The sequence below is a fragment of the Paenarthrobacter sp. PH39-S1 genome (assembly GCF_030063245.1).
In the GTDB taxonomy this organism is placed as follows: domain Bacteria; phylum Actinomycetota; class Actinomycetes; order Actinomycetales; family Micrococcaceae; genus Arthrobacter_M.
In genome coordinates this window covers 1-23,957 of sequence record NZ_JASISR010000032.1, presented here as the reverse complement: position 1 = coordinate 23,957, position 23,957 = coordinate 1, and the positions used below count along the sequence as shown (strand labels likewise).

General features: G+C 64.5%; 22 protein-coding genes. 10 read left to right on the top strand and 12 right to left on the bottom strand.

Annotated features, from left to right (window positions below; translation table 11 throughout):
• Positions 1 to 139: 139 nt before the first annotated feature.
• The 5 genes from QMG52_RS17300 to QMG52_RS17280 form a co-directional block, all read right to left on the bottom strand.
• Positions 140 to 1,540: an MFS transporter gene (locus tag QMG52_RS17300; protein ID WP_283561672.1), complete on the bottom strand. Its 1,401-nt coding sequence runs from the start codon at positions 1,538 to 1,540 to the stop codon at positions 140 to 142.
• A 142-nt stretch (positions 1,541 to 1,682) separates the two neighbouring features.
• Positions 1,683 to 2,930 carry an NAD(P)/FAD-dependent oxidoreductase gene (locus QMG52_RS17295; RefSeq protein ID WP_283561671.1) on the bottom strand — a complete coding sequence of 416 codons (1,248 nt, stop codon included), beginning with the start codon at positions 2,928 to 2,930 and terminating at the stop codon, positions 1,683 to 1,685.
• A 17-nt stretch (positions 2,931 to 2,947) separates the two neighbouring features.
• Positions 2,948 to 3,274: a 2Fe-2S iron-sulfur cluster-binding protein gene (locus tag QMG52_RS17290; RefSeq protein WP_283561670.1), complete on the bottom strand. Its 327-nt coding sequence runs from the start codon at positions 3,272 to 3,274 to the stop codon at positions 2,948 to 2,950.
• Positions 3,275 to 3,286: 12 nt separating this feature from the next.
• The gene (locus QMG52_RS17285) at positions 3,287 to 3,814 is read right to left on the bottom strand and encodes a cytochrome P450 (protein WP_283561668.1); all 528 of its coding nucleotides are present in this window, start codon (positions 3,812 to 3,814) and stop codon (positions 3,287 to 3,289) included.
• A gap of 297 nt (positions 3,815 to 4,111) precedes the next feature.
• Positions 4,112 to 4,465 (bottom strand): VOC family protein, encoded by a 354-nt coding sequence (locus QMG52_RS17280; protein ID WP_283561667.1) that lies wholly within the window; start codon positions 4,463 to 4,465, stop codon positions 4,112 to 4,114.
• Between the two features lie 480 nt (positions 4,466 to 4,945).
• On the opposite strand from QMG52_RS17280, the gene QMG52_RS17275 reads away from it, so the two are divergent.
• The 3 genes from QMG52_RS17275 (at position 4,946) to QMG52_RS17265 (ending at position 6,543) form a co-directional block, all read left to right on the top strand.
• Positions 4,946 to 5,125, top strand: a complete 180-nt coding sequence (locus QMG52_RS17275) for a hypothetical protein (RefSeq protein WP_283561666.1) — start codon at positions 4,946 to 4,948, stop codon at positions 5,123 to 5,125.
• Between the two features lie 328 nt (positions 5,126 to 5,453).
• Positions 5,454 to 5,978: a peroxiredoxin-like family protein gene (locus tag QMG52_RS17270; protein ID WP_283561665.1), complete on the top strand. Its 525-nt coding sequence runs from the start codon at positions 5,454 to 5,456 to the stop codon at positions 5,976 to 5,978.
• A gap of 379 nt (positions 5,979 to 6,357) precedes the next feature.
• A complete protein-coding gene (locus QMG52_RS17265; protein WP_283561664.1) occupies positions 6,358 to 6,543 on the top strand; it encodes a class I SAM-dependent methyltransferase in 186 nt (61 codons plus the stop codon).
• A gap of 69 nt (positions 6,544 to 6,612) precedes the next feature.
• Here QMG52_RS17265 and QMG52_RS17260 read toward each other — a convergent pair whose 3' ends face one another.
• Both QMG52_RS17260 and QMG52_RS17255 read right to left on the bottom strand, forming a co-directional pair.
• Positions 6,613 to 8,463 (bottom strand): glycoside hydrolase family 15 protein, encoded by a 1,851-nt coding sequence (locus tag QMG52_RS17260; protein ID WP_283561663.1) that lies wholly within the window; start codon positions 8,461 to 8,463, stop codon positions 6,613 to 6,615.
• A gap of 151 nt (positions 8,464 to 8,614) precedes the next feature.
• Positions 8,615 to 9,082 (bottom strand): YkgB family protein, encoded by a 468-nt coding sequence (locus QMG52_RS17255; RefSeq protein WP_283561662.1) that lies wholly within the window; start codon positions 9,080 to 9,082, stop codon positions 8,615 to 8,617.
• Positions 9,083 to 9,457: 375 nt separating this feature from the next.
• Between QMG52_RS17255 and QMG52_RS17250 the strand changes: the two genes are divergently transcribed.
• The 3 genes from QMG52_RS17250 to QMG52_RS17240 all read left to right on the top strand — a co-directional run bounded on the left by QMG52_RS17250 (position 9,458) and on the right by QMG52_RS17240 (position 15,642).
• On the top strand, positions 9,458 to 10,441 hold the full coding sequence (locus QMG52_RS17250) for a sigma-70 family RNA polymerase sigma factor (protein ID WP_283561661.1): 984 nt from the start codon (positions 9,458 to 9,460) through the stop codon (positions 10,439 to 10,441).
• Between the two features lie 715 nt (positions 10,442 to 11,156).
• Complete coding sequence (locus QMG52_RS17245) at positions 11,157 to 14,735, top strand: PKD domain-containing protein (RefSeq protein WP_283561660.1); 3,579 nt, start codon at positions 11,157 to 11,159, stop codon at positions 14,733 to 14,735.
• Between the two features lie 445 nt (positions 14,736 to 15,180).
• Positions 15,181 to 15,642 (top strand): aspartate racemase/maleate isomerase family protein, encoded by a 462-nt coding sequence (locus QMG52_RS17240; RefSeq protein ID WP_283561659.1) that lies wholly within the window; start codon positions 15,181 to 15,183, stop codon positions 15,640 to 15,642.
• 32 nt (positions 15,643 to 15,674) lie between these two features.
• On the opposite strand, the gene QMG52_RS17235 is transcribed toward QMG52_RS17240, so the two are convergent.
• Both QMG52_RS17235 and QMG52_RS17230 read right to left on the bottom strand, forming a co-directional pair.
• Positions 15,675 to 16,541, bottom strand: a complete 867-nt coding sequence (locus tag QMG52_RS17235) for an ankyrin repeat domain-containing protein (RefSeq protein WP_283561658.1) — start codon at positions 16,539 to 16,541, stop codon at positions 15,675 to 15,677.
• Between the two features lie 32 nt (positions 16,542 to 16,573).
• Positions 16,574 to 17,188 carry a GlcG/HbpS family heme-binding protein gene (locus tag QMG52_RS17230; RefSeq protein WP_283561657.1) on the bottom strand — a complete coding sequence of 205 codons (615 nt, stop codon included), beginning with the start codon at positions 17,186 to 17,188 and terminating at the stop codon, positions 16,574 to 16,576.
• Between the two features lie 269 nt (positions 17,189 to 17,457).
• Between QMG52_RS17230 and QMG52_RS17225 the strand changes: the two genes are divergently transcribed.
• From QMG52_RS17225 to QMG52_RS17215, 3 genes are all read left to right on the top strand, one after another.
• Positions 17,458 to 18,636: a sensor histidine kinase gene (locus QMG52_RS17225; RefSeq protein ID WP_283561656.1), complete on the top strand. Its 1,179-nt coding sequence runs from the start codon at positions 17,458 to 17,460 to the stop codon at positions 18,634 to 18,636.
• 4 nt (positions 18,637 to 18,640) lie between these two features.
• Complete coding sequence (locus tag QMG52_RS17220) at positions 18,641 to 19,264, top strand: response regulator (protein ID WP_283561655.1); 624 nt, start codon at positions 18,641 to 18,643, stop codon at positions 19,262 to 19,264.
• Positions 19,265 to 19,551: 287 nt separating this feature from the next.
• Positions 19,552 to 19,908: a hypothetical protein gene (locus QMG52_RS17215; protein ID WP_283561654.1), complete on the top strand. Its 357-nt coding sequence runs from the start codon at positions 19,552 to 19,554 to the stop codon at positions 19,906 to 19,908.
• 94 nt (positions 19,909 to 20,002) lie between these two features.
• On the opposite strand, the gene QMG52_RS17210 is transcribed toward QMG52_RS17215, so the two are convergent.
• The 3 genes from QMG52_RS17210 to QMG52_RS17200 are packed head-to-tail and all read right to left on the bottom strand — an operon-like array spanning position 20,003 to position 22,373.
• Positions 20,003 to 20,251 carry a CDGSH iron-sulfur domain-containing protein gene (locus tag QMG52_RS17210; protein WP_283561653.1) on the bottom strand — a complete coding sequence of 83 codons (249 nt, stop codon included), beginning with the start codon at positions 20,249 to 20,251 and terminating at the stop codon, positions 20,003 to 20,005.
• Positions 20,244 to 21,332 (bottom strand): glycosyltransferase family 2 protein, encoded by a 1,089-nt coding sequence (locus tag QMG52_RS17205; RefSeq protein WP_283561652.1) that lies wholly within the window; start codon positions 21,330 to 21,332, stop codon positions 20,244 to 20,246. The genes QMG52_RS17210 and QMG52_RS17205 overlap by 8 nt, the downstream gene beginning before the upstream one ends.
• A gap of 6 nt (positions 21,333 to 21,338) precedes the next feature.
• Positions 21,339 to 22,373 carry an iron-containing redox enzyme family protein gene (locus QMG52_RS17200; RefSeq protein ID WP_283561651.1) on the bottom strand — a complete coding sequence of 345 codons (1,035 nt, stop codon included), beginning with the start codon at positions 22,371 to 22,373 and terminating at the stop codon, positions 21,339 to 21,341.
• A 255-nt stretch (positions 22,374 to 22,628) separates the two neighbouring features.
• On the opposite strand from QMG52_RS17200, the gene QMG52_RS17195 reads away from it, so the two are divergent.
• A complete protein-coding gene (locus QMG52_RS17195; protein ID WP_283561650.1) occupies positions 22,629 to 23,426 on the top strand; it encodes a sigma-70 family RNA polymerase sigma factor in 798 nt (265 codons plus the stop codon).
• Positions 23,427 to 23,957 lie beyond the last annotated feature (531 nt).

The window sequence follows — 23,957 nt, the reverse complement described above, 5'->3', positions numbered from 1 at the left end:
GGTGACGGCGTCGTGCGCCGTAAAGAGAGTCGTAAAGAGAGGCGTCACCCGCGGGTCGAGCCGAAGACGATGAATGCGGAAATATGGGGCAGCCCGGACCGGACTGCCCCATATTTCACTGCCTCATATTGCCGTGCGGTTAGGCCCTCGTCTTGACCACATCGTCGGTCGAAACGCCGCGCCGCTGGTCGAGCATGAGACCGCCAACTTCCTGCTCGGCCTGATTGTCGATGCTCAGGTCAATACCTTTGCGTTCACGAATGAGCAAGACCGCACCCATGGATATCAGCGCAAGGATCAGGAGGTAGATGGATACCGAAACGGTGGTCCCGGTGGCTTGGACCAGCGCAGTGGCGATGGTTGGCGCGAAGGCGCCACCGAGAATGGCACCGAGGGCATAGGAGATCGCAACGCCAGAGAAGCGGATGGACGCCGGGAACAGCTCGCTGTACAGGGCGGCCTGCGGACCGTACGTGAGTCCAAGCCCTACGGTGAACATGGCGAGTCCCAGGAAGAGTGACCAGATGTTCCCCGTATTCACCATCCAGAAGAGCGGGAAGACGGTAACCACCAGGCAGGAGTAGCCGATCAGGTAGGTCTTCTTGCGGCCGATCCAGTCAGCGAGGTATCCCGACACGAGGGTGAAAATGAACCAGAGAACGGCAGAGCCGGTGACGGCAAGCAGTACCTCGGTGCGGTCCATGTGCAGACCCTTGGGGTTGGTGGAGTAATTCAGGATGTACCCGCCGGTCGTCATGTAGCCGGCGGCGTTATTTCCCGCGAAGACCAGGGCGGCAATGATGACCAGCAGCCAATGCTTCTTGAATAGCTCCACGATCGGCACACGAGTCTGTTTCTTCTTCCTGGCGATTTCCTCGAAGACGGGGCTCTCGTCAACACTGCGCCGCACGATGTATCCGACGATGATCAGAACGAAGCTCAGCAGGAACGGAACGCGCCAGCCCCACTCAACGAAGGCCTGGCCGGGGGAGATGACTCCGGACATAAGCGCCAGGACGCCGGAGGCAAGCAGCATGCCCAGTGGAACACCCAGCTGTGGGAACGAACCGAACAGACCGCGCCTGGAACGGGGAGCGTGCTCGACGGCCATCAGGACGGCACCGCCCCACTCGCCGCCGGCGGAAATGCCCTGCAGGATGCGAAGCATCAGCAGGAGGATCGGGGCGACGATTCCGGCCGATTCATAGGTGGGGAGCACACCGATCAATGTCGTGGCCGCTCCCATCATGATCAGGGTGATCACCAACATGGCCCGCCGTCCGATCCTGTCACCGAAATGCCCGGCGAGGAAGGCGCCCAACGGACGGAACAGGAAGCTCAGGCCGACTGAGGCGAAGGAAATAAGGATTCCTATGTCGCTTCCAGCTGGCTCAAAGAAGAGCTTGGCGAAGACCAATCCGGCGGCGTTGGCGTAGATGAAAAAGTCGTACCACTCGATCGTGGTCCCGACGATGGTGGCAAACGCTACCCGCCGGTTATCCCGGGCCGGTCTGCGCTGCGCAAGGGGCAGGGTGCTCATGGGTTTTCCTTAGTATTGTGGCCACCTCACTGTGGCCGGAGGCGAACGCTGTCGGTGAACCGCTAATGATGTATGAAATCATATACGATAATCAGGTGCAAGTATGACGCAGCTCATGTCCCACTGTGACGCGGGTCTCCGCCTATTGGGCCTTGGAGTAGGACTTGACGTCGAACCCGAGGTCTGCGGCCTGCTCCGGGGACACCGAACGGCCCTGATCCAGAAGCCGGCGTGCCGCCATGTGATCGCCGGGTTTGTTGACGGATTCGACGGCGGCGAGCCGGCCGCCGCGGAAGCTGAAGACGGAGAACTTATCCGTCGCCGGATCTCCGCGCAGCACCGTTGTGTCACCGGACTGCACCAAACCCGCGATCTGCAGCTTCAGCGCACCCTGCTGGGACCAGAACCAGGGTAGTTGTGCGTAGCTCCCGCTGCGGCCCAAAATAGCTTTGGCCGCGTGCCGAGCCTGGTCTGTGGCGTTCTGCACGGACTCCAGCCGCGTTCGGGTACCAGCATGGTGACTGGGGTAGTTTGCACAATCGCCGATGGCGAAGACATTCGGGTCCGCGGTCCGCAGGCTGCTGTCCACCGTGATCCCGTTCTCCACGGCCAGCCCGGAGGCGGCGGCCAGGTCCGTCCGCGGGACCACGCCGATCCCCACGAGCACCAGGTCGGCCGGATAGGACGTACCGGTGGTGCTCTCGACACTCGTGACCCGGCCGGCGTTCCCGGTAAAGGATGCAATTCCCTCACCGAGGCGCAGGGTGACACCCATGCGCTCATGCGCGCCAACGAAATACCGTGACAGGGCGGGGGACAGGGTGCGTCCCATCGGGCGGTCCGCAAATTCCAGTACCGTCACCGCGATGCCGCGCTGCCGGGCCGCCGCGGCGAACTCAAGCCCGATAAAGCCCGCACCGATAACGACGACGGCGCCAACATCGCCCAAACGGGCATGGACAGCCTCGGCGTCGGCGAGAGTCCGCAGTCCGTGGACCCCTGCCAGCGTGCTCCCGGGAACGCTGAGCGAGCGATTGGCAGCACCCGTGGCGAGCACCAGTGTGGAGTACGCCACCGTGCTGCCGTCGTCGAGGGTTACCGTCCGGGCGGCGCGGTCGATGGCCGTGACGCGGACGCCAAGCCGGGAATCGACGTCGTTCTCGGGAAAGAATTTCTCCGCCCGCAACGGCAGCGCTTCGGGTGTGCTCCCCGCAGCCATATAGTCCTTGGACAGCGGGGGACGCTGGTATGGGAAATGCGTCTCCTCACCCAGGAGGGTGACTCTACCGCTGTAGCCCTCGGTACGCAGCGAATCGATAAGCTGGATTCCGGCCTGGCCGTTACCCACAACGACGACGTGGTGCGCCGGCGCGTTCGTGGAAAAGTTCATCCGATCGTCCATGGGAGCTAGACCTGGCTGCCCGGGACGTCGACTTCGAGCTCATCAAAGCCGGTGCCGAGTTTTATCTGGCAGCCCAAGCGGCTGCGGACGTCGTCGCGGGGATCCGCGGTGCAGTCCAGCATTTCATCTTCGTCGTCACCGATTCCGGGGAGTCCGCCCAGATATTCCGGCCGTACATACACATGACAGGTGGCACACATGGCTTGGCCGCCGCATTCGCCGACAATGCCGCGGACGCCGTTCGTCACGGCAGCCCGCATGATGGATGTTTCGGAGTCCGTCTCGACGACGTCGATGCTTCCGTCGGAGTGGTGAAAGCTGAGTTTTGTCATGCTGCTGATTCCTTAGATGCTTAGTTGGCTGGCGGAGTTGCTGTCCCAGGTCACCGGGAGGTCAGTCATGCCACGGAAGACCCAGCCGGCATCGACGGCGGGACGTTCGGGGTCAAGCCGGAGACCCGGCAGTTCCCTGAAGAGGTCGGGCAGGGCAACGCCGGCGACGGAGGCCCGGGCCACCCACGTTCCGGCGCAGAAATGATTGCCGCCGCCGAAGGCCAGATGGGGCTTCTTCTCCCGGTTGATGTTGAAGGATTCGGGATCGGCAAAAACCTTCGGGTCCCGGTTTGCCGCGCCTATCACTACGCCCAAATGTGCCCCCCGAGGCAGTTGAATGCCGTCCAGAACAGTGGATTTCGTGGTTTCGCGGGGGTACATGCCGATCGGGGCAACCCAACGGACAGCCTCTTCAAAGGTCAGCGGGAACAGTGCCGGATCGGCTACGACCTGGGCCAGCTGTTGCGGGTGGTTGAGCAGGGCCCAGACCGCCACGCCGAGCACATCCCTCGGCTCGTTCAGACCACCGCCGATGGTCATTTTGATATTGGCCTATCCGCGTCTCGTGGCGTTGTCAAGGCCCAAGTACTCGGACAAAGTATGAAATGGGCTTTCCGTTTCGCTGCCAGGGGCGCGACTTTTCGTGAATGCCGATACGAGGCCGGCACTTCCAAGGTCACCGAGGCGGCAGGCTCACGGGTTCGCGCGGGGCTGCCCGTTGCCACTGGTTGCAGGGCGGTTCAAATCGCTCTCGAGCCGATCGGCCATCTGCCATCGGCCGCCGTGAAAGCCGCGTCCGTCAGAATCGCGGTTGGTTGTTTGCCGCCCGCCGTTGTTTCAGTCCCGGTGGTAGCCGACGTTGAGTACGTTTCCGTCCGGCGCTCGGACAAAGAAGCGGCGGTGGCCCCATGGCTCTGTCGTTAGTGGATGCACGATCTCGTAGCCGAGCTGCTGCGCTTGTGCATAAGCCCCCTCGATGTCATCCGTCAAAACGGAGATGACCGCGTCTTCGGGTGCGGTTGCGTCCCGAACGACGAGCTGGACGTTCGCTGGTGTGGCGGGCGAGGTGTAGCGGGCCACCCAGCCCATGTTGAACTCCTCGGTACTGAGCCCGAGGAAGTCGGTATAGAACCCCTTCGCGGCCTCGACGTTAGCCACTCTAAGGTTCGCCATGATGCTTGTCGCATGCATGTCAGTACTCCTGTCAGCATCGGATGTACGTCCAAACGCTACAGGGTCTATGCACGTTCTGGACAGCCATGATTTGTCCGGCACCGAAACACATGTGGTGAATCCTCTCGCGGATGTTGGTAACAGAGGCATCACGCCTTTCGTTCGCTCATTCGATGCCATTCCACTCGTTGTTGGCACACTTAAGCGGATGTGCAACGGACGCATTTGAACTGTCCGCCTGCTGCCCGCTGGTACAGAACTTCAGTCCGTATGGTGAACGCCGAACGGACCGACTCCCATATCCGGCTGTCGGGCAAGCACTTTGTCGAGCTCTCTTCCTCGGGTGCGTCCTGGGCCGTCCTCGCAGGTGGCGAAAAGCCAAGAGCCCATACTTCAATGCACGGGAAAACGCGACGCAGAGGGGTGCCCGCTGCTTACGCCCCCGGTGCTGTCGGAGTTTCATCCAAAGAGCGCGTGCGACTTCTATAGTCTGGGCCAATGACCATCTTCAAAGAGTTCTGGGACAGCTTGGAAGACCGCGATTGGCCCCGGTTCGGATCGACCCTTGCCGACACCGTTCCCGCGCTGACGTTCTTCCTCGTGGACCACGACGCAGCGGCGCTTTCACCGCATTCTGGCCCGAGCCATACGAACCTCCGCCAGGCCGCGAACACCTAATTGCACGATACTGACTGCCCGAAACGAAACTAATTGACAAAGTCAGTCGCTTCTCCAGAGCCGCTCTCAAGTTCAGAGAATTCGTTCCAGCCCACCGTCCCGGCAGGGGAACGGCGGGCTGGAACTCGTCAGCTGGCATGGAGGTATTCGCCGATGGCGCCTAGAACGACCTCGGAGACACTGTTGGGGTGCGCAACAGAAGCTCGCGTTTTTCCTCTTGGCCGCATTGCCATGGCTTAAATTGCGGCTGGGCTGCGCGGACGGTCCGATCCTTACGATCAACCACCGATCCGGAATACTTTTTGGTGGTGTCTTTGTTGAATCTGTCATGACTCTCCATCCCACCCAGACCGCACCCACCCTGTCGCTACCGCTCACTGGAGGCGGGAGCACCGATGAACTTGCGTTGGGAAGTGGTGCCGGCGGACGGTTCTCCCTCGTGGTGTTCTTCCGAGGGCTGCACTGTCCGGTATGCCGTAAGCAGCTCGGTGAACTCGATCGACGTCTCGTTGACCTGAACGACGCCGGCGTGGGCCGGGTTCTTGCGGTCAGCATGGAGACACCCGAGCGCAGCGCTCAACTGGTCGAGCAGTGGCACCTGCGAAACCTGCCGGTGGCATGTGGCCTCACCGAGGCCTCCGCGCGGGAGTGGGGCTTGTTCATTTCCACTGCGATCAAGGACGGCGAGGCACCGGTGTTCAACGAGCCTGGAATGTTCGTCCTGGACGCCGATGGAACCCTGTTCTGGAGCAGCGTGTCCTCGATGCCGTTCGGTCGGCCAGCTATCGACGACGTGCTCGCCGGCCTGCAGTTTGCCCAGAAGAGCGAATACCCGGCCCGGGGAGCCGCCTGAGGCTGTCCCGGAGCGATTCTGGATCCGGTCCGGTACCTCCACCCCGTGCGTTCGCTGGTCCCAACCATTCGTCCGATCGGGTCGCCTTTCACGGTTCGACCCCCGTTACCCCCCCCGAGGGGTCATTTCAGGATGCCATACCCAGCCTAATATCGGGAAGGACGCATCGCCCGTTGGCATGCTGCTGCGGGTGTCGTCTTGGGCTCCAGCGTCACCTCGAGGTGTACTTCCCGTGGTTAGCAATGTGCTGATGGTCACAGCCGCCCTGCGCGCCGGTGGCACCGTCACGCTTTCGACCCATCTCTTCCCCGAGGGCTAGACGAGGTTGCGGATTTGTCGGCATTTCTGGCCCGCCGCACCGCTTGGACTGACCAGGGCAGTGCCGAGGCGAAGCTGGGAGGTCCGTACTGGGCGCCGGCGGCTGGCCATTCCGCTGGCCCGTGCCTGGGTGTCCGTGGATGGCATCGAAGCCAGCGACGCGATGATCGCCCGGCTGCGAGCTCAGCCTGGCGCGGACCGGATGGGCGTGGTGCAGGAGAACCTGGCCAGCCTGACCCCATCCTAGGTTGGGACGACTATCCGCGCCTCAGCCCCGTCAAGTGCGATGAGCCGTCATGACGGAGTCCGATCCTCGTCAGGATGACGTCGTGACGGTGTGGCTATTGGTGAATTGGGCACGCTCAGCATCGGCGAGTGCCTGGGCGGCGGTGACCAGACCAAGATGGCTAAAGGCCTGGGGGAAGTTGCCCAACAGCTCGCCGCTGGTGGTGTCGATCTGTTCGGAGAATAGCCCGAGGTTGGTGGCGAACCCGGCGGCGCGTTCCAGAGCCTTCCGGGCGCGCCCTACCTGACCGGTGACGGCCAGGGCGTGGGCCAACCAGAAGGTGCATAGCAGGAAGCTGCCTTCCCCGCCCTTGAGCCCGTCGCCTCCGCGATAGCGGTACAGCAGCCCGCTCTGGTCTGTCAGGCCCGCTTCGATGGCGTCGATGGTGGCCAGGAGGCGGGGCTCGACGGGTGGGAGGAATCCCACGGTCGCCATCAGCAGGATTGACGCATCCAGGGTGTCAGACCCGAAGTACTGGGTGAACGCTCCAACGTCGGCGTTCCAACCGCGACGCAGAATGGTCTCACGCAGTTCCGTGCGCTCGGCGGACCACCGGGCGACGCGGTCACTGGCGTGGAGCAGCTCGGCCATGGCTATACCTCGGTCCAGGGCCACCCAGCACATCAGCTTGCTGTGCAGATAGGGCCGCGGTTGCCCGCGTACCTCCCAGATGCCCTGGTCATCCTGGCGCCAGCGGGTGAAGGCCGCCTCGACAGCGGCGGTCAGAAACACCCGCGTCCCCTCGGACATGTCCGCCAGGTGGGTGCGGAAGGTGTACGCGGCGTCCAGGACGGCGCCGTACACGTCGAGCTGCCGCTGTTCCCACGCCTGGTTGCCCACCCTCACGGGACCGCTGTCCCGCCACCCCGACAGGCGTGGGATTTCTCGCTCGCTGAGGTCCCGCTCGCCACCGACGCCGAACACGATCTGCAGATCCAGGCCGCGGTCCAGTTGGGTGCCCGCAGCCCGGGACAGGAAGGAGAAGAAGCGTCCGGCTTCCTCGGGGCAGGCGGCAATGAACAAGCCCTGCATCGTCATGCTCGCATCCCGTAGCCAGGTGAAGCGGTAGTCCCAGGTACGGCCGCTGCCGACTCCTTCGGGCAGACTCGTGGTGGGCGCGGCGATGAGAGCACCGCTGCGTGCGTAGGTCAGACCTTGGAGCACAACCCCACTGTGGTGCACCAGTTCGCGCAGCGGCCCGTCGTAGTGCTGATGCAGCGCAGACCAGCTGCGCCAGCCCGCCTCGGTGGCCTTCAACCTGCGGCGGACTTGGTGCCTGCTCCACGGTGGCGGTATCGGTCCCCATGGGTCGCACTGCGCTACCGCGAACGCCAGCTCCTCACCCTCGGCCAGTGAAACGGTGGCCGACGCCGTCGCGTCCGTGAGGTCCATGTCCACCTCGGTGCTGAGCACCAAGACCGTGGCACCGCCGCGGGAGACGATCGACCCGCCGGTGCGGGCCAGCCGGGGATGAACCAACCCGTACTCAGGGCGGGGCGCGTACTCCACGCGCACCGGCACCGTCCCGCGGGTGCACCTCGCCAGGCGCAGTATGACGCCCGGTGCAGACCGGCCCAGATCATGGCCCCGCTCACCCGCGCCCAACGCCAACGCGTCGAGCACCACCAACTCACCCCCAGGCCCGGACCAGGTGGTCTCCAGCACGAGTCCCGGCGACCGGTACCGCCAGGTGGCCACGAAGCCCCGTGCGGCCGGCGCCAGCAGGAAATGCCCCGCTTGCGCATCAAGCAGCCGGCCCAGCACCGGCGGGCTGTCGAAACGGGGAAGGCACAACCAGTCCACTGAACCCCCGGCCGTCACCAACGCACCCGTGCCGCAGTCAGACAGCAGGGCGTGCTCACCGAGGGGGACGTCACTCACCCGCCCACCCCGGACGATGACCGAGAGCGGCAAACGAAGCGATACCCGGCAGAAGCCGGATCTCGGTCCTCACGATCGCCTCCGTGTCGCGGACCCTGGCTCGCCACGCGGGACGTCGAACGTTGGCGGCCTCCGCGGGCCGGAACCTCCATCAACGTCGCCGCGCGGCGCGCAACGACTCGGCGGTGACGAGGAGAGAAGCGCCGAGGAACACGCTGTCCTTGACCAAGAACTGCCCCACCATGGATAGCTTCGGGGCGCCGTGGCCCTCCTGCCAGGCTCCTGGTGTCGTGAACAGAAAACTCAGGGTTGTGGCGAACATCCCGACTGCTCCAAGCCCGCCGAGCACGGAGAGCCGGGGCGCGAGTGGCCTCGCGGCGATCAATGATGCCAACGCGATCTCGGTCATCCCCACGATCCTTGCCGTCTTCTTCTCGCCGAGCTTCTTGAGGACCGGAGCAAACAGCGGGCTCGAGGAGACCAGGGGGTGGATGTTCTCCACCTCGTAGTCCTCAAACTTCAGTGCACCGATCCATAGGAGGTTCATCGCCAGCGCGGAGCGCAGAGTCGAGGTTCCGATCGACTGAAGAGCCTGGGTGGCGTCGTGTCGTGTTTTCATGCTCGTGTCCCTGCCTGAGCACCCTCGTTTAGGGCGACAGGGGTGATCCGTGACGCGTCACGACCCGAGGACGGGCTTGGTGAGGGTGTGCCGCAGGCGCGCTGACGGGCGCAGCCACTGCCTGCGTCGTCAGGGAGATGCCCCACACTGGCACCGGCTGCGGTGAGAAGGACCGGGATCGACGTGGTACGCATGCTGCTGCTCCTCAAGAAACGGATTCATCCGACGGGTACCGAGCGGCACCAGGATCGCTTCATCAGGAGTTAGTCCCGCCAGCGCCGCGTTCGTTACACGATTAGGTGATGTAGTTCATGCCGCCGCTGCCCGAACCTGCGTAGTGCCCGCAAATCTCGCGGCATCGGTTAGACTGACCCGGTGGACGTCGCATTCGATGACCCCGCCGCCATCGCCGCCCTGCGGTCTCGCGACGAGGCCAGGGTCAGGCAGCTGGTGGCGGCGTGGACTCCCGGCATGCTGCGATTGGCACGCGCACACACAGTCAGTGACGCCACCGCCGAGGACGCCGTCCAAGACGCCTGGGTCACGGTGCTCACCGGGATCGAGCGCTTCGAGGGCCGCAGCACGCTTCGTACATGGGTGATGGGGATCGTCATCAACACCGCCCGCCGCGCCGGAGCGCGCGAGCACCGCACCCTTCCATTCTCGGCAACCGGGTGGGCCGACCGTGGGGACGAGTGGGATCCGGCGGTCGCCCCAGGGCGGTTCCATCCGCAGACCGGTCACTGGGTGTCGTCACCATTGCGCTGGGACCTGCTGCCAGAGGAACAGTTGACCGCCGCTGAGCTGCGAACCGTCATCGACACCGCCCTGACCGCGCTTCCCCAGCGGCAACGGGCCGTCATGATCGCCCGGGACGTGCTGGGACTCTCCGGAGAAGAGGTTGGCACCCTGTACATGCTCGGTGACGGCAATCAGCGGGTACTTCTGCACCGGGGCCGGAGCAAGGTCCGGGCCGCCGTCGAACACTACGCAGCGACAAGCACCGGCCGACCGGACCCGGCAGCGGCGGTACCGAGCAGGGCACGGATGAGCGAGCCAGCGGTGCAACGACGCCCGGCTCGTCCCGGCTCCCGTGAACCAGTGGTATGCCGCCAGCTCGTCGAGCTGGTGACCGATTACCTTGAGGGCACGCTCGACACCGGGCTGCGAGACCGCGTCCAGGAACACCTAGCAGCCTGCCACCACTGCAATGGGTACGTCGCCCAGGTACGGCGCATGCTCGATCTCACAGCCGGACTCGCCCCCACCGCACCACTACACATCGTCGCCCGGCTTGCGGCCGCCCTGAGGAATGCCACCGGCTCGGACATAACCACCCTGGGAGTGACCGGGCGCTGAGATGCCGCCGAAAGCGTTTACAGGGGCACGGCCGGTCCAGTGACGTTCGATAACGGGTCGATCTCCCGGAGGCGTCAATCGGAGGCACCTGATTGACCGAAACCGCCCTTGCCGGGCACCGGATCAACCTGGGTGGCTGCCTGCCCGGTGACGGCGGAGGCTAAACGGTACATTCAGAACCATGACCGGACTCCTCATCGGATACGCGCGTATCCACCAACGACCAAAACCTCACCGCTCAGAAAAACGCCCTGGTCACTCTTGGGGTGACGCGGAGAAGACATTCACAGACCAAGGCCTCACCGGCCGTGGGTATGGCCACCATCCACCCCCGGGTGGCGGCCGTTCCGTCATACCCTGCGGGGGACGACGGGTGGACCATCCGCCCGCGGCGGGAACGTCTGGCAGGATCGGCAACGGCGGTTGGAAGACTTTTCATACCGGAACCCTTTGGGTTCGGACGTCGGGCCGCGAACGCGCATCGCTGCCGGCCGCTGGGGCACCTGGCGTGGACCCGCAAAAACCGTCTGCAATACGCGTCGACAATTACCGGGCTGTCATCCATACTCGTGCCTGACACCGCATGACAGTGCGGCGTGGGCGGCCGGCTTCGCACCTCGGGCGCCCAAATCTTCGTTGAGGGGACCCTGCAATGACAGTTGGAAGAGCATGGCACGCAGCATCAGCTGTTGCGTTAACATCGATGATGGCCGGGATGTTGGTGGTTTCCGCGGCTGGGCCGGCGAGCGCAGCGGCGGGCGGCCTCGTGATCTCGGAGCTGAACTACCACGCGGGGTCAGACCTCGACGCGGATGATTTCCTGGAGCTGACGAACACGTCGGCCGCTCCGCTCGACATCTCGGGATGGTCGTTCAGTGCCGGCGTAACGGGAACGTTCGCCGCCGGCACCGTCGTTTCTGCCCATGGCTACTTTGTGGTCGCAAAGGACGCGGCCCAGTTCCAGACCACCTACGGTTTCGCGCCGAACGCTGTCTATGGCGGGAACCTCAGCAACGGCGGCGAGACCGTCACGGTGGTCGATGGCGCGCTCGCCACGATCGACACTGTCACCTACGCCGACGTCGCCCCCTGGCCGACGACGCCCGACGGAACGGGTCCCTCGCTGGAACTCCGTGACCTCATGTCCGACAAGACGCTGCCCGGCAGTTGGGGTGCCAGCCTGGCCGCCGGTGGCACGCCCGGCGCAAGGAACTCGATCGACGGCGCTGGGGGCGCCCCGGCTGTCGGAAGCCTGGCGGCGAATCCAGCCCGTCCCGCCGTCAATGAGGCGGTGGTGGTCTCGGCCCGGCTTCAGCCCGGCTCCACCGCTCAGCTTACGTACAAGGTAATGTTCGGCGCCGACGCTGTGGTGCCGTTCCTCGACGACGCAGCCAGCCCGGGCGGCGCGGGCGACGGCGTGTATTCCGGTTCGATTCCCGGCCAGAGTGCGGGCAAGCTGATCCGCTATCGGGTCGATGCGACGACCGGCGGCACAACATACTCCGAGCCCGCGGCGGGCGATTCCGTGCGTTACCGGGGCGTGGTCGTGGTGAACACCACCGTCAGCAGCCAGCTTCCGGTCATCGAGTGGTTCATGGACGACGCCGTCTACAATGACATCCTCGCCAATCACCGCCAGGACGATGTCCAAGGTGCGGCTGTGTGGTCCTACAAAGGCCAGGTCATCGACGGCGCCCTGATGAGTGTCCGCGGCAACTCCTCCCGCACCGACGCGAAGGTGAACTGGAAGGTCGAGCTCCCAAAGGGCTACACCTTCGACCTCGGCGGCCAGCTGCCCTACCCCCTCGACGAATTCGCGCTACAGAACTACTCTGACAACTTTGCCGATGTTGGCTGGGCGACCGTGAAGGCCGCCGGCAACCGGGCGCTGAACATTGTTCCGGTGCGCACGCAGCGCAACGCGGATTTTTGGAGCCTCGGCCGCATCATGGAGACCGAGGACGGCTCCTGGCGGGCCGACCAGGGCGTGAAGGATTGGGCGATCTACAAGGGCGCGGGCGGCAGCGTCGGCAAGTCGACGTCGGCGACCACGCTCGCTGCGTCGGGCTGGCTCGAGAAGAAAACCCGAAAGACCGAGGATTTCAGCGACGTCTGGACCTTGTCCAACACGGTCGACGCGGCGCCGTCGGCCGCGCAGCAGGCCTGGATCTACCAGAACGTGAACGTTCCAGAACTCGTCAACTACATGGCTATCAACTCGATCATCCGGCATCAGGACAGCGGCTGGTACAACTGGTGGCTGTCGCGCGACACCGACGGAACCGGCCGCTGGGAAATGTGGCAGTGGGATCTCAACTGGATCTTCACGACCGCGGCCTCCGACGGCAAGGGACTCTTCCTGACTCCGGACACATCGAACCACTTCACGCAGGCCATGCTCGCCTACCCCGAGATCAAGGAAATGTTCTACCGCCGGCTGCGCACGCTTGCTGACCAGTTCCTGCCGGCCGGCCAGTACGAGGCGCAGTGGGACGCCATCTCGGCCAAGACAACTCCGGATTGGAACCTGAATTATGCGAAGTGGCGCGGCTACACGCCCGCCTATGCCCGGAGCGCCTTCGTCAACGGGCTGACGGACCGCCGCAACGCAATCAACAACAACACCGGTGCCGGGAAGCCGGTGCCGACCACGCAGGCGGCAGACGCGAGCGTCGTCATCAACGAGATCCAGTACCACCCGTCCGGCACCGGCGGGGAATACATCGAGCTGTCGAACCCGGGCAACACCGCGGTGGACATCTCCGGCTGGGCGATCGACGCCGTTGGTTTGACGATCCAAGCCGGTACGGTGATCCCGGCCGGTGGCCAGGTCGTGTTTGTGGCGAACGACAAGGCATTCCGGCAGGCCTACACCGGCGCAAACCGGCTGGTGGGAGGCCAGTTCACCGGGTCCCTCGACGACGCCGGTGAGGCGGTTGTGCTCCGCAACACAGGCGGGGTGGTCGACTCGGTGACGTACACAAACCAGGCGCCGTGGCCGGCTGCAGCTGACGGCACGGGGCCGTCGCTTGAGCTGGTATCGCCGACGGCGGACAATGCCGTGGCGGCGAACTGGAGGGCTGCGTCGACCACGGACGGCACGCCGGGTCTAACGAACACCGTCGACACGACGCCGCCGCCGAACGTGGCTCCGACGGCCGCGTTTACGAGCAGTGTGAACGGGTTGGCGGCGAGCGTGGACGCCTCGGGTTCCAAGGACCCGGACGGCACGATCTCCTCGTACGCCTGGAACTTCGGAGACGGCGGCACGGGAACCGGCGTGAGCGCGGATCACACGTATGCCACCGCAGGAACCTACACGGTCACCTTGACCGTGACGGACAACGGCGGCGCCACGGGAACGGTGAACCATCCGGTCACCGTCAGCACAACCCCGCCGCCGAATGTGGCTCCGACGGCCGCGTTTACGAGCAGTGTGAACGGGTTGGCGGCGAGCGTGGACGCCTCGGGTTCCAAGGACCCCGACGGCACGATCTCCTCGTACGCCTGGAACTTCGGAGACGGCGGCACGGGAACCGGCGTGAGCGCGAAGCACACCTATGCCACCGCAGGAACTTACACGGTCACCCTGACCGTGACGGACAACGGCGGCGCCACGGGAACGGTGAATCATCCGGTCACCGTGACCAGTACAACGCCGCCAGCCGGGACAGCCTTGGCGCAGGACACATTCACCCGCACCGTCGGCGGCGGCCTGGGAACGGCCGAAACCGGCGGGGCCTGGACGATCTCCGGCGCCGTCGCCGATTTCGCGGTCAACGGCAGCGCCGCCACCGTCGCCAGCCCGGCCAAATCCAACCGTTACGCCTACCTCAACGGCGTCTCCTCCAGTGATACGGAGGTGCGGGCCAATATCGGCTTCAACCGGCCGACGGCGAGCAGCATCTATGCGGGTCTGATCGGGCGCCGCGTCGGTACTGCCAGCTATGGTGCCCGCGTCGTGGTCAGTTCCACCGGATCGGTACAACTGAACCTGCAGCGCAACACCGATACGATCCTGAAGGCCGCCACGATCTCCGGGTTGACTTTCAACTCCGGCGACAAGCTCCAGCTCCGGCTGCAGGTGACCGGGACCTCACCGACCACCGTCCAGGCCAAGGTCTGGAAGGTCGGCACCGCCGAACCGGCGAACTGGCAGCTGACCACCACCGACTCCACCGCCGGTCTGCAGGCAGCCGGCGCGATCGGCCTGTACAGCTACCTCAGCACCACCGGCACACCGACCCCACTGACCGTCGCCTTCGACGATCTGTGGGCCGGAGCCACCAAGTAGCACGGCGCCCCCGCCGGCGATGCACGCCGGCAGGCCACCACAAGCAGCAAAGATTCCCCGCCGGAGACGTACGCCGGCGGGGATTCCTGCGTAGAATCACACCCCCTGTCCCGCGGGACTAAGCCGTTTTCTCGAAAAGGTACTGAAGGGTCTGTTTCCGGTATGAAAGTACGTGCTTCTGGGCTTCCTTAGCCGCCAGCACGGGGTCACCGGATTCGATCGCGGCACACAGGACGGCATGCTCCCGGCACACTTGATCGAAATCCGAAATCTGGCCGAAGAGCCAGTGCAGCCGGCCCATGAGGGGTGTCGGAGTGCCAGATTCCCGGAAAAGTCGATGATCTCGTCGTGGAACGCCGCATTGGCCGCATTTGCCGCCTCGGTGTCGTGACGGTCGAAGGCACTGTGCGATTGCTGAACTAGAACGGCACCGCGGGTTCTTGGCTTGGAGCCGATCACGACCCGGGACATGGTCAGCCAGATCAGTGCGGCGACCGGAATCCCGGCCACGACCTCGACGCTGGCCTACCTGGACGCCTTCAAAGCCTTCGGGATCTCGCGGGTCGGTTTAGTCAGCCCGTATACCCAAGACGTGAACGACGCCATCATCCGCGGCTACCGCACCGAAGGAATGACGATCACCGGAGAACGCCATCTTGGTCTTAGCATCAACGAATACTTCGCCCGGGTGGAACCTTCAGAGCTTCTGGCACCTTCGGCCGAGTTGGCGGACGGGTCGGGGAACAGCTGGCCGCAAGCGTTGATCTACCTTTGCACCAACCTCTATGGAGCACCCGTGGTGCAGCAGGTGGAGCAACAATCGGATGCCGCCGTGCTCGACTCGGTTGCCGTCACGTTGTGGCAGTGCCTGGCCATGACCGGAGCCGCCGGTCTCGACCCGCGCTGAGGCCGTCTGCTGGCATGACGATGGACCGGCCGTCAGCGTGCCCCGGCGTCGCGCAGGATCCGGGCAACGCCGCTCTGCCGTAAAAGCTCGGCGTGCCGGAGCGCTGTCACGCCGGCGTTGTCCGCCCGGTCAACTTCCGCTCCGGCAGCGATCAACTGCCCGATGGTCGCTTGGTAATCGGTGCTGCCGGTGCCGAACATGACGGCCTCCAGCAGGGCGGTGTAACCGAGATTGTTCACGTGGTTTACCGGCACTCCCGCCGTGATCAGGATCTGCACGGTCCGTACGTGGGCGTGTTCACTGGCCGGGATCAGTGCGGTTCCGCCGTAGCGGTTGATGCTGGCCACGTCCGCGCCATGGCTGAGGGTCAATAGCAGAATCTCATCGAGCCCCTCGGCGCCTGCGTAGAGAAACGCTGAGTCGGCCATCACGTCCTTGGCATTGACATCGGCCCCAGCGGCGATCAGCACACCGACGGCTCCCACACCGTTGGTTTTGGTGGCGGCGATCAGAGGTGTCCGGCCGTCCGCATTGCGGACCTCCAACTCCGCGCCGCGGTCCAGCAGAGCTGTGACTTCGGCGGCATCGTTGGCGGCTGATGCCTGCAGCAGGCGCGCATTGAGCCCGGCCAGCTCCCCGGCCGGGCGGGGAGTGCCAGGCGCGGCGCCGGATGGGATGCCGGGCGGTGTGACGGCTGGAAGGAACGTGGTTGGGGACGACGACGGCGGCACCACGCTGGGTGCAGCAGGGCCAGGTGATGAGGCGGAGGCTCCGGTGCCGACGACCGGAGCTCCGGCGGGCCACGGCGTTGCGCAGGACACCAAAGCGAGGGCCATCAGCGCCCCTGTCAGGGCGCCTGTCCATATTTTTGCACGGGCATCTGCTGAGCCGGTGGGCACGCTGCGTTCCCTGCTGATCCCGCCGTCGGGCTCTACTTGGCCACGGCTTGGCTGAGAGCGGTGGCTCCGGCCGCGGCGCATTTCTCATCCAGGGCTCCATCGGGCGCGCCGCCGACGCCGATGCCTGCTACGGACACCCCGTCGACCTTCAGGGGGACGCCGCCGGCCAGGAACAGCGTTCCGGGCAGATCGTCGATTCCCGGGCCGTTGCCGCTGATCCGCTTGGCGAGTTCGCTGGTGGGGGACCCGAAGGCAGCCGCGGTGTAGGCCTTCTGCTGAGCGGACTCGATGGTGTGCTGGGCTGCGTTGTCACCGCGCAGCAGGGCCTGCACGGTGCCGAAGCGGTCCACCAGGGCAACAGACACGAACGGCAGTTGGTCCGACTTGCACTGTTGCAGTGCGGCCAGCACGGCTGCGGCGGACTTTTCGTCCGAAATCCTGTTCTGCTGCACGGTGTTCTCAACGGGTACGGTGCCGATGGTCTGACCGCCGACGGGCTGGCCGTTGACGGCGCCCACGGCCGCGGCTAACGCAATTCCCTCCGAGGGAGGCGAGGACGGTGCGGACTGCGGGGCGCCGCACGCGGACAGGGCCAGCGCGCCGGACGCCAGAACGGCGGAGAAAAGTATCGGGCGGGTGATTTTCATGGGACTTCCTTATTTGACGGAACGCTGCGGGACGGTTCCGTCCGGAGCGAACGGAACGCATGCCAGTGGTCAGCGTCCCGCACTTCCATGCTGGCAGCGTTTGTCCCGCTGCGCATCGACCGTTGGTTCCCGGGTAGCTCATCCTTTTGGCGTGGAGCCTGCGCCAATGGGATGAGCCGCCCGGACCGCTGGTCGGATAAACTGGCGGGACGATTTTCGGTGGACGGACAGGCGAAATGAACACAGCGGCGCCGGGTAAGAAACCCGCCATGCCTGCGGACTTGGCCGGGCTTCCGGGGCGCGCCGGGCGGGTGGTGCATCTGAGTTTCCTGCTCCTGCTCGGTGCTTCGGCGGTCCGCTATCTGACCCATCATGGACTGGATCAGCGCTGGCAGCTGGTGCTGGTGCTCAGCCTCGCGCTGGCCGGGGTCTATGGGGTTATTGCCGCGGCTCCGCGGCACGACAAAACCGCGGGCTGGGTGTGGCTGCTGGTGCTGTTGTGGGCCGGGCTGGTCCTGAACGCCCCGAGTTTCGCATGGTGTGCTTTTTCCCTGTTTTTCGTCTGCCGCAGTACGTTCTCCGGCCGGGCCGGATACGTGGGCGTGGCAGGAGTCGTCGTTCCCGCGGCCCTGGGGCTGTTTCTGCTCGGTGGTGGAACGGACTACGCGATGCTGCTCGGGCCGCTGGCCGCCGGCGTCCTGCTGTTGCTGGTCTACGAACGGATCGAGCGCGATGCCAGAACCCGCACTCGGCTACTGCATGAGGTGTCTGCGGCTCAGGCTCAGCTGGCCGGGCATGAGCACGACGCGAAAATCATCGCCGAGCGGGAGCGGCTGGCGGGTGAGCTCCACGATACCGTGACGCAGGGATTGACCAGCAGCCTGCTGCATCTGGAAGCAGCGGAGCAGTCCTGGGAACAGCCTGACGGGGTAGCGCGCAGAAATCTGGCGGCGGCGACCGTTCTGCTGCGCAGCAATTTGTCCGAAACCCGGAACCTGGTACACACTCTGTCCTCTCCGGCGGACGCGCTGCCGCTCGGGGAGGCACTGCAGCAAGCGGTCCTGCTGTATCTTCCGGACGCCCGGTTCTTCAGTAATGGAACGCCGCGGCCGTTGCCGCCCGATATCCGGCACGTTCTGCTGCGCGTCGCTCAAAGCGCCGCAGCGAACATCAAGCTCCATGCACATGCACTGACGGTCAGTGTGACCGTTAGCTATCTGCCGGACTCTGTATCGCTTGACATTTTCGACGACGGCGCCGGCTTCGACCCGGCGGCAGTCCCGGAGCCCACGGCCGCCGGGGGTTACGGCCTGCGCGCGATGCGTCAGCGGGTGGAGCAATTGGGCGGTGTGCTGTTCGTGGAAAGCACACCGGGCGAAGGCTGCATTATCGCGGCCCAGCTTCCGGCCGCGGCATTGGCGCAGCGGACGATCCGAGCAGAGACGTGATGCCATGATTTCGGTGCTGCTGGTCGACGATCACATGGTGGTTCGGGCGGGTCTGAAGTCGCTGCTGGACTCCCAGCCCGATCTGCGGGTCGTTGCAGAGGCTGCAACCGGGGAGCTCGGCGTCGAGGCGGCGCAGCTGCATGGGCCCGATGTGGTGATGATGGATCTGGCCCTGGGCGCCGGGATGGACGGGATTGCCGCGATCGCGCAGATCCGCCGGGTGCGGCCGGCGCAAGCGGTGCTGGTATTCACCACCTACGACTCGGACGCTGACCTGGTGCGCGCCGTGGATGCCGGAGCCATGGGCTATTTGCTCAAAGACTCGGTGCCGGAGGAAATCTTCGCTGCTATCCGGGGCGCGGTGGCCGGCCGCAGTGTGATGTCACCGCCGGTTGCGTCCCGGCTGTTCCATCAGATGCAGCACCCCGAGGAGACGCTGACCGCGCGCGAGGCGGAACTCCTGGCACTGCTGACCCAGGGGCTCAGCAACCGGGAACTGAGTAAGCGTCTGCTGATCAGCGAAGCCACGGTAAAGACTCATCTGGCCCACATTTACGCGAAGCTGGACGTGGAATCCCGCTCCGCCGCCGTTGCGGCTGCCATCGGCAGGAACGGGATGCGGCATTGAAGCGGTGACCGTCTCCTGCAGACTCACAAGTTGCCGGACGTCGCTGGACGTTGCTGACCGCTGTTGCCTGCTGTGCCCGGCCGGAGGCCGGTGCCATCGGGTCTGCTGGGTTGTAGTTGATGTTGGGGACGGCAGCGCCGAAGCCGTGGTTCAGGAATTCCTGACTGACATCAACGAAGCTGATTCTGGGATTGTTCGTGGCTGCGGCAGTGGCTACAGCACCGGAGATGACTTGATTAAGGACATCTGTGGCTTGGTTGATCTTGTCGACAAAGGGGTTTCCCGCGTTGAAAAGACGTGGGGTAGCCGAGCATCGCGATACGGGCGCGGGGCACTGCGACCGCCACCGCGGCGTAGGTCCTCAGGAGTTTCGCGGGCAGTTCGACTATCCGCGCCTGGCTCGCGTTCAGGGCATCTGTGCATGCGACGGACGTCGGATCGGGTGCACAAGCGGCGAGGACACCGTTGGAGTCGGCGTCAATGCCGCCGACGGCGAGGGTGACCAGACTGGTATTTGGATCAACGCCCGGCAGCGGGAGCAAAACGATGGGAAGCCTACGAGTGTCCAGTCGACGAATCACGGCGATGAAGCCGGTGTGCTGGGCATCGACTTCCCCGGCGGCGCCAGCGAAGACCGGCAGTGACGCCTTTCACGGCAGCACGTAGGGGATGTTTCACGATCAGACAGCGGGAATCCCGTCGACAGTAGATGGATGTCCTGCCGACGGCCGGCGAACGCTACGTTGCCTTGCGGTCCGGGAAATCGGTGCGGAAGCCGATCAGCTTATGGGTGCCATCACAGTATGGCTTGATGCCGGAAGCACCACACCGGCACAAGGCGACGGTCCTGCGCTGGCGGGGGAGCTTTTCGCCCGTGGTGGAGACGATCTCGAAGTCTCCACGCACCAGCAGTGGTCCGTCCGGGCAGACGACGATAGCATCCTTCGGTTCCCGGTCCCGGTGCAGCGGGGACAATTCGTCAGACATGGTCACTCTTTTCTGTTCGCGATGTGCTGATTTTTCCGGCGTACCGTTCACGCAGTGTTGCCGGGGAGTTGGCGGCGAGGCGAAGACGGGTCCCGGCGTACCGGACACCTCCCGTACAGCGAAGGGCGACGGCGGCCCAAATGCAGACGGAGCGCTCCAGCAGCCACAGCGGGGCCCAGAGCGCGGCGGATGGACCAAAAAAGTGCTGGCCGCCGTCTTTCCTGCGTCCGGTTTCGGCCGCGGCGACGGCAACCGCGGCGAGGATCGTCAGGGCCGCCACGGGACGACGGCGGCGGCCGGCCCTGTGGTGGGCGGCCAGGTAGTGGCCAGCCCCGTGATGGGCCGACCCGCGGCGGACCGCCTGGTAGCCGGTGGCCAGGATCAGCGGCAATACCGACAGCTCAACGGCCAGGCGTGCCGGTTGGGCAAAGTCGTCGTAGGCCTGCCGGACGCGTTGGCGCAGGAAGTGTCCGGTCCGCGGAGGAATCCGTCCCACAAATACATCCTTGGCACACAGCTCCCGTCCGCCGGCCGCCCGGATGGTCCGCAGGAGTTCGAGGTTTTCAAACAAGACGTCGCCGTCATAGCCTCCGGTGGCCAGCAGCGCCGACCGTCGGACCGCCAGCGTGCCGGGGTAGTCCGCCGAGAAGGCCCGGTTCACGAGTGTTCTTGCGGTATCCCATTGGGCGTGCCACGGTAGTGCCAGAAAGTAATTCTGCGGGCGGACCACGTCTGCGTCCTCGAGCAGGCCGAGCACCTGCTGCAGCGTCGCGCGGTCGTACCTGACGTCGTCGTCGGCCAGCACCAGCAGCTCGTCCTCGGCCAGCGCGATTCCCGTCATGATACCGGCCACCTTGCCGTTCGCGCCCTGCCGCGGCTGCGGGGCAACATGACGGACCTTAGGCGGAAACGCCAGTGCATGGCAGGAAAACAGCGCGTAGGGCGAACCGTCCACCACGATCACCGACAGCCAGCCGCTGAGCCGCAGCAGGTATCCGGCCAGTTCTTCCAGCCCCTCATCCGCCTCCCAGCGCAGCGGCAGAATGTAGCTCGCACCCTGTAACAGGCCGGCGGACTCCACGCCCGGTTACGCGCCGGCCGGCAGCGGAATCCGCAGCGAGGACGTCCCGGTTTTCCATGCCGCCATGGTCTGGGCGGACAGCAACGCGTCGACGGCCAAGGCCGCGGCGGCGCCAAAGTACACGTCTTCCAGGAGCGCAGGCTCGGCCTCGACGAGTCCGCCGGCCAGGTCCCGGCCGGCGATCTGCTCGTGTACGGCGTCGGCTTCGACATGCTCGTCGAAGTACCAGGTGACATCTTCGTTGAAGCCATGGCGGCGGAATCCGTTGCCGTACAGCCGGTTGGGCTGGGACGACGTCATCTCGTAGGCCGCCAGATGCCCCACGATGGCGCCGCGCAGCCGTCGGTTTAACCCGAACATGGACATCATGTTGGTGGATGCGAGGGTGAGTGCCGGTACGGCGTCGACGTATTCGCCATAGACATCGTCGAGTTCGAGCCCGCGCATGGTCCGGGCGAAAAGGACGGAATGCATGCGCTGCGGGCGCCCTCCGCCGTACTCGTCAGCCTGGATTTCAACCATCGCAGCCTTCGGGCGGCCGTTCAGCCTGGGAATCGCCCACGTGTGCGGATCGGCTTCCTTGAGCTGGTAGATGGATTTGTGGATCAGGAACTCCCGCAGCTGTTCCAAGGACGCTTCCTTGGCGACGTAGCGCGACATGGACGGGCCGTTATCCGCGGCTGCAAGGCCGAAGAGGACGCTGGCCACGCTGTCGCTGTCTGCAGCATCGAGGGCAGGAAGTTCGACGGCGGCGCGCAGGGCGCGCTCAAAACCCTCCTCGATCTCCTGCCGGATGGCGATAAGACCGGGATTCCATTCCCACCGCTCATCCGCCCCGGCCAGCCCACCGTAGTGAAGCTCGTACAGGCAGAACATGGCCAGCTGAAGATCCTCATCATTGATGACATTCTCCGTCGACGCCACACTCCGTGCCGCCAGCGTCCGTAAGACGTACGTCTGGTCGGCGGTACCTTCCGGCCCGGCGCGGAGGAGGTCAAACAGGAAAATGCTGACCGGGCCGCGGGCTGAGGGAAACTTCATGGCTGCTCTCCTGACCTAAGGGCCGCGGATCATGGCCCTACCTTACGATAAGTATGCTTGATGATTTCCCGGAGCGCTGACACGTCACTGGTTTGGCCACCAAACATCTTCGGAGGACCGGCTTATACCTTCTGCTTCGCGGGAGTAGAAGTTTGCCGCACGAATTTTTTGGAAAATCTGTTGTATTGGAAGCATGCTTCTGATTCTCTGGGAGGAAGCCCAAGCGGCCGTCCACTAAATGGAGCGGAGATCATCATGTCCCCAGTCATGGGCCACGGCCAGGCCCTGGAGTCATTCCGCAAGGCACGACGGTCCGAGGGCTCACTGCGGCGGGCCATCGAGGATGAGCTGGTTCTTGGCCACCTGGACATCGCCGACACGGCGGCCCGTGCGTATGTCATAGCGGGACGGGATCTGGATGATCTGAAGCAGATTGCTTCGCTGGGTCTGATCAAGGCGGTGCGCGGCTTCGATCCGGACAGGGGAACGAGTTTTCTGGCCTACGCCGTGCCGACGGTCAGAGGGGAGTTGAAGCGCTATCTGCGCGACAGCAGTTGGATGGTGCGGCCGCCCCGGCATCTACAGGACCTGCGCACTACCGTTTCCAAAACACAGCCGGCGTTGGCCCAGCAGCTCGGCAGGGAACCAACCCTGTGCGAACTCGCAGCCGAACTCGGCTACGACGAGCAGGACATAGCCGAAGCCCTGAACTGTCAAAGCAGTCTCCACCCGGAATCTCTGGAGGCGCCGATGGACGAGACCGCGGTCACCTTGTCAGAGATCATTACGGCCAGGGACAACCGGCCTGACAGGATCGAGGAAATTCTAATGCTCCGCGGCGCCATCCGCAGGCTCCCTGCACAGGAACAGCAGCTGCTGTATCGGCGGTACTTTCAGGAAGAAACCCAGGAAGAGATCGGCAAACATCTGGCAATGACGCAAATGCAGGTGTCCCGCCTGCTGTCCCGCGTCCTCACGAACCTCCAACGCAGCCTCCAGGACGAATCACTGCAGGAAACCCGAATCCGCAGAAGGCAGTCAAAATCCGCCTAACACTGGATGTCACCTGCTGGAAGGGCACCTCATGATGATTTTGGTATCTACGAGGCCTCCTGCATTCCCGCCTCCTGACCGGTAATCGCTCGGAAGCCGACAGTGAGTCCAAAGGCGGAACGATCGGCACTTTTTGCCATCCCAACAAGATTGCCATCCCAACAAAATTATTAGGTCTGGCCAGGGGATCGATTCGCGTTCAGACTTCAGCACTTTATGCCTAACCTTAATGGTCACCTCCACGACGACTCTTGATGACTTAGCGAGCGAGCAAGGCGGGGCGAGAATTGCCTCTTCTGTAACGGGAGAGCGCGACCAACTGTCAACGCTGCCCCACCTGATTGCGCAGGGGGACGAATCTGCATTTGGACAGTTTTTTCCTCACGAGCGGGCGCGTGTATGACCTAGCGGGAGTTTCCCGGTTATTTTGTTTTTGAGGGCCCCGGCGAAATAGAAACCGCGTAAGTTGCGGCGTGTCGGGGCCTTCATGTCACCCAGATATGTATGACCTAAAGTATGGTATTGGCATGG

Bases quoted from the DNA above. Each gene is read 5' to 3' on its own strand.
- QMG52_RS17295 (WP_283561671.1), bottom strand. From the start codon at position 2,930: ATGAACTTTTCCACGAACGCGCCGGCGCACCACGTCGTCGTTGTGGGT.
- QMG52_RS17275 (WP_283561666.1), top strand. From the start codon at position 4,946: ATGACCATCTTCAAAGAGTTCTGGGACAGCTTGGAAGACCGCGATTGG.
- QMG52_RS17255 (WP_283561662.1), bottom strand. From the start codon at position 9,082: ATGAAAACACGACACGACGCCACCCAGGCTCTTCAGTCGATCGGAACC.
- QMG52_RS17285 (WP_283561668.1), bottom strand. From the start codon at position 3,814: ATGACCATCGGCGGTGGTCTGAACGAGCCGAGGGATGTGCTCGGCGTG.
- QMG52_RS17245 (WP_283561660.1), top strand. From the start codon at position 11,157: ATGTTGGTGGTTTCCGCGGCTGGGCCGGCGAGCGCAGCGGCGGGCGGC.
- QMG52_RS17280 (WP_283561667.1), bottom strand. From the start codon at position 4,465: ATGCATGCGACAAGCATCATGGCGAACCTTAGAGTGGCTAACGTCGAG.
- QMG52_RS17220 (WP_283561655.1), top strand. From the start codon at position 18,641: ATGATTTCGGTGCTGCTGGTCGACGATCACATGGTGGTTCGGGCGGGT.
- QMG52_RS17300 (WP_283561672.1), bottom strand. From the start codon at position 1,540: ATGAGCACCCTGCCCCTTGCGCAGCGCAGACCGGCCCGGGATAACCGG.
- QMG52_RS17195 (WP_283561650.1), top strand. From the start codon at position 22,629: ATGTCCCCAGTCATGGGCCACGGCCAGGCCCTGGAGTCATTCCGCAAG.
- QMG52_RS17290 (WP_283561670.1), bottom strand. From the start codon at position 3,274: ATGACAAAACTCAGCTTTCACCACTCCGACGGAAGCATCGACGTCGTC.
- QMG52_RS17230 (WP_283561657.1), bottom strand. From the start codon at position 17,188: ATGAAAATCACCCGCCCGATACTTTTCTCCGCCGTTCTGGCGTCCGGC.
- QMG52_RS17270 (WP_283561665.1), top strand. From the start codon at position 5,454: ATGACTCTCCATCCCACCCAGACCGCACCCACCCTGTCGCTACCGCTC.
- QMG52_RS17200 (WP_283561651.1), bottom strand. From the start codon at position 22,373: ATGAAGTTTCCCTCAGCCCGCGGCCCGGTCAGCATTTTCCTGTTTGAC.
- QMG52_RS17225 (WP_283561656.1), top strand. From the start codon at position 17,458: ATGCCTGCGGACTTGGCCGGGCTTCCGGGGCGCGCCGGGCGGGTGGTG.
- QMG52_RS17210 (WP_283561653.1), bottom strand. From the start codon at position 20,251: ATGTCTGACGAATTGTCCCCGCTGCACCGGGACCGGGAACCGAAGGAT.